Here is a 7,184-nt window from a genome sequence, read left to right on the forward strand (position 1 = left end):
CGCGGCAGCAAGCTCACGGCATGCCCTCGAAGCCCACGGGCGGCCCCGCCGCCGAGCCCCCTGCCCAGCCCACCGCGCCGACGAAGTCGGCCGGGTCCGCCGGGTCCGCCGGGTCAACCGACCCCACGAAGCCCACCGCGCCCGCGGCCTCGCCCGAGCCCACGAAGCCCACCGCGCCCACGACCTCGCCCGAGTCCGCCAAGTCCCGCCCCTCCGCCCGCCCTTCCTCCGCCGCCCGCTCTTCCTCCGCCCGGCCTTCCTCGCTCCTCCCTTCCTCCCTCCTCCCTTCCTCCTTCAGGAACCTCCCGTCCGTCGTCTGGACGGTCTTCGCGGGCACGGTGATCAACCGTCTCGGCTTCCTCGTCACCCCGTTCCTCGTCTTCTTCCTCGCCTCGCGCGGTGTGACCGGCACCGACACCACGTACGTCCTGGGCGCGCTCGGCGCCGGCAACCTCCTCGGTCCCGCCGTGGGCGGCGTCCTCGCCGACCGCATCGGCCGCCGGCCCACGATGCTCGTCGGCCTGATCGGCTCGGCGGCCGCGCAGGGCGCGCTGTTCCTGGCTCCCGGCGTGTGGACGATGGCCGTCGCCGCGCTGCTGATCAGCGCCACCGGCATGACGGTGTCCCCGGCCGCGTACGCGCTGATGGCGGACGCCGTCGACGCGGAGCGCCGGCAGCGCGCGTACGCCCTGTTCGGCTGGGGCGTGAACATCGGCACGGCGGTCGCGGGCGTCCTCGGCGGCTTCCTGGCCGCGCACGGCTACTGGCTGCTCTTCGCGGTCGACGCCGGTTCGATGCTGCTGTACGCGGTGGTGGTCGCCACGCGCCTGAAGGAACCGCCGCGCGCGCCCCGGCCCGCGGACGACGGCATCGGCTACGGCGTGGTCCTGCGCGACCGCCTCGCCGTCCTGCTCCTGCCGGTCCTCGGCGTGCAGCTCTTCGTGTACTCCCTCACCGAGGTCGGGCTGCCGCTGGCGATCCGCGACAGCGGCCTCTCGCCCGCGGTGTACGGCACGATGGCGGCGCTCAACGCGATCCTGGTCGTCGCCCTCCAGCCCTTCACCACGGCGCGGCTCGCCCGCCTGCCGCAGCTCAAGGTGCAGGTCGTGGGCAGTGTGCTGATCGCCCTAGGGGTGGCCCTGACGGGACTGGCGGACGGGATCGTGGGCTTCGCGTTCTCGGTCGTCGTCTGGTCGCTGGGCGAGGTGGTGGTCGCCGGCATCGGCGCCGCGCTCGTCGCGAACCTGGCCCCCTCCCACGCCCGCGGCCGCTACCAGGGCGCCTTCAGCTGGACGTGGGGCGTCGCCCGCTTCGCCTCCCTGACCCTGGGCGTCACGGTCTACACCGGCCTCGGCGCCGCCACCCTCTGGTGGTCCGCCCTCGCCGCAGGCCTCGCCGCGTCGGCGGCACTGCTGGCCCTGAGCGCCCGCGTGACCGAGCGCACGGCGGCGGCGACGGCGGCGCCCGGCGACCGAGCCGGTGGCGACCGCCTCGCCGACGCTTCACCCGTCGACGACGCCGTCAGCGAAGCCCCTTCGTCCGCAGCGCGTTCAGCCGCCGTCTGAGGTGCTCGCGGCAGGTCGGCCATTCCTCGTCCGTCACCGAGAAGACGGCCGAGTCGCGGAGGCGGCCCTCCTCGCCCGGGGCGGAGGAGAGGGACCAGTTGCGCAGGACGCCCTCGAAATGGGCGCCGGTCCTGGCGATGGCCGCGCGGGAACGGCTGTTGCGGGCATCGGTCTTGAGGTCGAGGCGGGCGACCCGCCAGTGCTCGAAGGCGTACGCGAACAGGAGGTACTTCGCCTCGGTGTTCAGGCCGGTGCCCTGCGCCGACGCCGCGAGCCAGGTGAACCCGACCTCGATCGCCTGGAGGCCGTCGCCGGAAGAGGTCAGGCGCGGGTCCCAGTAGGAGGTGACGCCGACGGCGCGGCCGGTGGGCCGGTGGATCTGGGCGTACGGCGCGAGGGTGCCGGCGGCGGCACGGCCCAGCTGGGTGTCGATGTACGCGCCGATCTCGGCGGGCTTCGGGACCCACGTGTAGGCGTACGTGTCGCGGTCCTCCGCCACGGCGGCCGCGAGGTCCGCGGCGTGATGGCGGCCCAGCGGTTCGAGGCGCACGAGGTCGCCTTCCAGGACCGGCCCTGTCAGCACGAACGTCATCACTGTCCCCCGTCTCGCGGCCCGGGCGACCCACCGGTCATCCGACCCGACCCCTTGATCCCTTGATTCGTTGATCCGCCGATCCGCCGATCCGCCGATCCGCCGATCCGCCGATCCGCCGATCCGCCGATCCGCCGATCCGCCGATCCTTGGATCTTGCGATCTGCGTGTCGAGCGCAGGGTGGCAGAGCGGTCCGCCGCGTGTCGCGCGAATTCCGCCGCCGTGCCCGTGCGATGCTCCTACGCTCCTTCCGTGACCGAGAACGAGATCAAACTCAAGGCCATCGCCGCACTGACGGCGCTGCGCGGCGGAGTCGACGAGAGCCTCGTCTCGGACCTCCTGGGCGAGGTGATCCCGGGGCAGTTCGCGGTACCGGCCGGGGCGACCGCCGAGGAGGCCGGCCTCGCGGTCCTCGCCCAGCTCTCCGAGCCCCTGAGCGCCCTCGTCAACGGCTTCATCCTGGCCTTCGAGGCCGTGGCCGACGCCCATGACGCCTCGGGCGCGGAGCCGGCGACCGAGCCGATCCTCCAGGAGCTCGCCCTCCGCCTGGCCAGCGACAACTTCGGCTGACCGGAGGTACCGCACCGGCGTCGCCCGCACTGATCGGGTGAAGGCGAGGTGTCGGCGCACGGACGCGGCGGGGCGCGCCCGCATGGTGAGCGCGTCGACCGGAGCCGTCGGCGCCCGTGCCGCCGGTCCGGTCGCGCCCCGTGAGAGGAGCGCGCATCGTGCGAAGAACCGGGTCCGTCGCCAGGGCCCTCGCCCTGCTCGTCGCTGCGGCGGCCCTCGCCGCATCCGCCCTGTCCCTGCCCGTCCCTTCCGCCGCGCACGACGGGAGCGCGGGGGCCCGGAGCGACGACGCGCGGGACATCCGTACGGGGCCGCCCGGCACTCCCCTCACCTGGGGCAGCAACAGCAAGGGGCAGCTCGGCGACGGCAACACCTCCGGTTCGGGTGCCGTCCCCGGCAGGGTCTGCGGGAACGCCACGTGCACCACCGCGCTCGGCCGGATCGTGCAGGTCGCGGCCGCCGGATGGCACAGCCTCGGCGTCCTCGAGGACGGCGGCGTCGTGGCCTGGGGCTACAACGCGTCCGGTCAGCTGGGGGACGGCACCAATACCGACCGCACCACGCCGGTCCGGGTCTGCGCGATCGGGGAGACCGCGCCGTGCGCGAGGCATCTGAAGGGCGTCGTGGCGGTCGCCGCGGGCGTGGTCCACAGCATGGCCCTGCTGACCGACGGGACCGTCGTCTCCTGGGGCAACAACGCGTACGGCCAGCTCGGCGAGGGCACCGCCGTGAACCACCGGACGAGCCCCGGCCGGGTGTGCGCCGTCAACGCGACCGCGCCGTGCACGACGCACCTGAGCGGGGTCACCGCCCTGGCCGCGGGCTACCAGCACTCGCTGGCGGTCCTGGCCGACGGCACCGTCGCCTCCTGGGGCCTCAACACCGACGGCCAGCTTGGCGACGCCAGTACGCAGGACCGCACGGTCCCCGTGCCGGTGTCCGGGCTGACCGAGGTGGTGTCGGTGGCGGGCGGTGTGCGTCACAGCGTCGCGGTACGCGCGGACGGCACCGTGCGCGCGTGGGGTGACGGCGACGCGCTGGGCGACGGCGTGGGCGCGCGGTCCACCGTGCCGGTGCAGGTGTGCGCGGTCGGCCAGACGGTGCCGTGCACGTCGTTCCTGACGGGAGTGAAGGGCGTGGCCGCCGGGGCGTACCACAGCCTCGCCGCCCGGACCGACGGCACGGCCGTCGCCTGGGGCGACAACAACTGGGGCGCGATCGGCGACGGGACCGGCCTCGACCGGAAGGTCCCGGCGGAGGTGTGCGCGCCAGGCGGCTGCGCCACGAAGCTGACCGGCGTCACCCAGGTCGCCGCGGGCGTCGCCGGCGCGCACAGCCTCGCGCTGCGGGACGACGGCACGGTACGGGCCTGGGGCCTCAACGAGTCGGGCCAGCTGGGCGACGGCACGCGGACCACCAGCAACCTCCCGGTCCGGGTCTGCGCCTCGGGCCAGACCGCTCCGTGCACCCGGCTGCTCGAAGGGGTCACGTCCCTCGCGGGCGGCGGCGTCCACACGGTGGCGCTTTCGGTGCGGTCGGCCGACGTCGCGGCGTCGATCGCGGCGAGCCCGGAGCCGGTGGCGAACGGCGGAACCCTCACGTACACGATCCGCGTGCACAACTACGGCCCGACCACGGCGGAGAACGTCGTCCTCACCGACCGTCTGCCCGGGACCGTCCGCTACGTCAGCGCCGCGACGACGTCCGGTCACTGCGACACCCCGCCGCCCGGCACGACGGACACGGTGACCTGCCACTTCGGCAGCCTGGGCCGGGGCGGCTCCGCGGCGGTCACGCTCGCGGTGAAGGTCCGCGCGACGGCCGGGGCGACCCTCGTCAACAGCGTCTCGGCGACGAGCGACACACCGGACCCGAGACTGACGAACAACACGGCGACGATCAGCACGCCGGTGCCCTGACCCCGGACGCGAACACCATCTTGGCCGAGTTCCTTCACCTCCTCCCCGGCTGTCCCTCCCGGGAGTGATCACCGGTGTGATCAGGAGCGACCGCCGGTGCGCCTGCGTGAACGGGCACGGCGCGGCTGCCGAGGATGCGCCCATGCGCCTCTCCCCGTCTCTCCCGCGCCGTGTCCTCGTACCGTTCGTCGCGGCCGTCGCCCTGCTGACCACCGCGGCCGCCGCCGCGGCCGACACCGCCGAAGCCTGCGGCTCGGTCATCACCGCCCCGCTCGCCCCGCCGGTCTCCGCCGACGACCCGTGTCCCAGCACGGACCCGGTCGTGTGCCGCATCCGCGTGATGCCGATGGACGAGAAGGTGGAGGCCCAGCGGACCCGGATCCGCTACCACGGGCTCCTGGAGTCCATGCACCGCACGGAGGCCGACATGCGCGCGGCCGGCGCCACGGACGAGGAGATCGCCCGCGAGCTCGTCGACATGCGCAACCAGGCGAAGGAGATCACGCGCGCGGGCATGACCCCGGAGGAGGTCCGGATCCTGGAGGAGCGCAACCAGGCCAAGTACGGCAACCCCCTCGGCCCGACGGCCGACCAGCTCTACGCGAAGTACGGCTCCTGGGACCAGGTCGCCTCCGCCGCGATGCGCACCAGCTACGCCGTCGACCGCGAACTGAGCCTCGAGTACCGCCCCTGCCCGGTCTGAGAAGCGACTCGCGAAAAGCCGAAGGGCCGGCCCGCTTTCGCGGACCGGCCCTTCGGGCTGGCGGAGGATACGAGATTCGAACTCGTGAGGGGTTGCCCCCAACACGCTTTCCAAGCGTGCGCCCTAGGCCTCTAGGCGAATCCTCCGTGGAGAACATTACATGACCGGAGAGGGTGCTCGCGCACGTGATCCGGGGCGGGGGGTGGAGCGGGGGGGGTCGGGAAAGGGCGCAGGTGGGTGAGGGGGGTCGAGTGGGGGTCGGGATCGGGTACTCTGGGCGGAGCCCCTCACGTGGCGCTATCTGACTGAACTCCCCCAGGGCCGGAAGGCAGCAAGGGTAGGTCGGCTCTGGCGGGTGCGTGAGGGGCGCTTGCGTTCCCGGGTTGTCGGTGGGCGCCTATAACCTCGTATACGTGTCGTCTCTCGCGCTGTACCGCCGCTACCGCCCCGAGTCCTTCGCCGAGGTCATCGGGCAGGAGCATGTCACCGACCCGCTGCAGCAGGCGCTGCGGAACAACCGGGTCAATCACGCGTACCTGTTCAGCGGGCCCCGCGGCTGCGGCAAGACGACCAGTGCGCGGATCCTCGCGCGGTGTCTGAACTGTGAGAAGGGTCCCACGCCCACGCCCTGCGGCGAGTGCCAGTCCTGTCGGGACCTCGCGCGGAACGGGCCGGGGTCGATCGACGTCATCGAGATCGACGCGGCGTCCCACGGTGGCGTGGACGACGCCCGTGACCTGCGCGAGAAGGCCTTCTTCGGGCCCGCCTCCAGCCGCTACAAGATCTACATCATCGACGAGGCGCACATGGTCACCTCGGCGGGCTTCAACGCCCTGCTGAAGGTGGTCGAGGAGCCGCCGGAGCACCTGAAGTTCATCTTCGCGACGACCGAGCCCGAGAAGGTCATCGGCACCATCCGGTCGCGTACGCATCACTATCCGTTCCGGCTCGTGCCGCCGGGGACGCTCCGGGAGTATCTCGGTGAGGTCTGCGGGCGCGAGGGCATTCCCGTCGAGGACGGGGTCCTGCCGCTGGTCGTCCGGGCCGGTGCCGGGTCCGTGCGTGACTCGATGTCCGTGATGGACCAGCTGCTCGCCGGTGCCGCCGACGACGGTGTGACGTATGCCATGGCCACCTCGCTCCTCGGTTATACGGACGGGTCCCTGCTCGACTCCGTGGTGGACGCCTTCGCCGCCGGTGACGGCGCCGCCGCCTTCGAGGTCGTGGACCGGGTGATCGAGGGCGGCAACGACCCGCGCCGCTTCGTCGCCGATCTCCTGGAGCGGCTGCGCGACCTCGTGATCCTGGCGGCCGTTCCCGACGCCGCCGAGAAGGGTCTGGTCGACGCGCCGGTCGACGTCATCGAGCGCATGCAGGCGCAGGCCTCCGTGTTCGGGGCCGCCGAGCTCAGCCGGGCCGCGGACCTGGTCAACGCCGGTCTCACCGAGATGCGCGGCGCGACCTCGCCGCGGCTCCAGCTGGAGCTGATCTGCGCGCGCGTGCTGCTGCCCGCCGCCTTCGACGACGAGCGGTCGATGCAGGCGCGCCTCGACCGGCTGGAGCGCGGAGCCGCCGCGGCGCCGCCCGCCGCCGTCTTCACGACCACGTCGCCCGCGCCGCAGATGGGGTACGTGCCCGGTGCCGAGGCGCACGTGCCGCCGCCCGTGTCCGCTCCGCCGCAGCCGCAGCCGCAGCCCCAGCCGCAGCCGCAGCCCGTCCAGCAGGCTCCGGCCCCCGCGCCCGTGCAGCAGCCGGCTCCCGCTCCCGCCGCCGAGGGCCCACGGCCCGGCGCCTGGCCCGGGGCCGCCCGGCCCGGCGGCGTTGCGCCCGGTGC

At 73.7% G+C, this 7,184-nt stretch carries 7 protein-coding genes, 1 tRNA gene and 1 other RNA gene; 6 read left to right on the forward strand and 3 right to left on the reverse strand.

Annotation, left to right across the window (positions count from 1 at the left end):
* Nucleotides 1–13 precede the first annotated feature (13 nt).
* Nucleotides 14–346 (reverse strand): hypothetical protein, encoded by a 333-nt coding sequence (locus ACFWJO_RS32525; protein ID WP_386870994.1) that lies wholly within the window; start codon nucleotides 344–346, stop codon nucleotides 14–16.
* Here ACFWJO_RS32525 and ACFWJO_RS32530 point away from each other — a divergent pair.
* Nucleotides 339–1,565 (forward strand): MFS transporter, encoded by a 1,227-nt coding sequence (locus ACFWJO_RS32530; RefSeq protein WP_386870996.1) that lies wholly within the window; start codon nucleotides 339–341, stop codon nucleotides 1,563–1,565. The two genes, ACFWJO_RS32525 and ACFWJO_RS32530, sit on opposite strands and share 8 nt — an antisense overlap.
* On the opposite strand, the gene ACFWJO_RS32535 is transcribed toward ACFWJO_RS32530, so the two are convergent.
* Nucleotides 1,522–2,157 carry a GNAT family N-acetyltransferase gene (locus tag ACFWJO_RS32535; RefSeq protein WP_386870998.1) on the reverse strand — a complete coding sequence of 212 codons (636 nt, stop codon included), beginning with the start codon at nucleotides 2,155–2,157 and terminating at the stop codon, nucleotides 1,522–1,524. The genes ACFWJO_RS32530 and ACFWJO_RS32535 overlap by 44 nt on opposite strands.
* Before the next feature lie 253 nt (nucleotides 2,158–2,410).
* Between ACFWJO_RS32535 and ACFWJO_RS32540 the strand changes: the two genes are divergently transcribed.
* From ACFWJO_RS32540 to ACFWJO_RS32550, 3 genes are all read left to right on the forward strand, one after another.
* The gene (locus ACFWJO_RS32540; protein WP_384407397.1) at nucleotides 2,411–2,728 is read left to right on the forward strand and encodes a hypothetical protein; all 318 of its coding nucleotides are present in this window, start codon (nucleotides 2,411–2,413) and stop codon (nucleotides 2,726–2,728) included.
* A gap of 158 nt (nucleotides 2,729–2,886) precedes the next feature.
* The gene (locus tag ACFWJO_RS32545) at nucleotides 2,887–4,647 is read left to right on the forward strand and encodes a hypothetical protein (RefSeq protein ID WP_386871000.1); all 1,761 of its coding nucleotides are present in this window, start codon (nucleotides 2,887–2,889) and stop codon (nucleotides 4,645–4,647) included.
* A gap of 142 nt (nucleotides 4,648–4,789) precedes the next feature.
* A complete protein-coding gene (locus ACFWJO_RS32550) occupies nucleotides 4,790–5,350 on the forward strand; it encodes a hypothetical protein (protein ID WP_386871002.1) in 561 nt (186 codons plus the stop codon).
* Nucleotides 5,351–5,408: 58 nt separating this feature from the next.
* Here the strand turns inward: ACFWJO_RS32550 and ACFWJO_RS32555 are convergent.
* A tRNA-Ser gene (locus tag ACFWJO_RS32555) sits at nucleotides 5,409–5,496 on the reverse strand.
* Between the two features lie 132 nt (nucleotides 5,497–5,628).
* On the opposite strand from ACFWJO_RS32555, the gene ffs reads away from it, so the two are divergent.
* Nucleotides 5,629–5,727: signal recognition particle sRNA small type (ffs, locus tag ACFWJO_RS32560), an RNA gene on the forward strand.
* Nucleotides 5,728–5,763: 36 nt separating this feature from the next.
* The coding region (locus ACFWJO_RS32565; RefSeq protein WP_386871004.1) for a DNA polymerase III subunit gamma and tau at nucleotides 5,764–7,184 on the forward strand (1,421 nt) is incomplete at its 3' end.

This window comes from Streptomyces sp. NPDC127092 (genome assembly GCF_042722475.1).
Classification (GTDB): domain Bacteria; phylum Actinomycetota; class Actinomycetes; order Streptomycetales; family Streptomycetaceae; genus Streptomyces.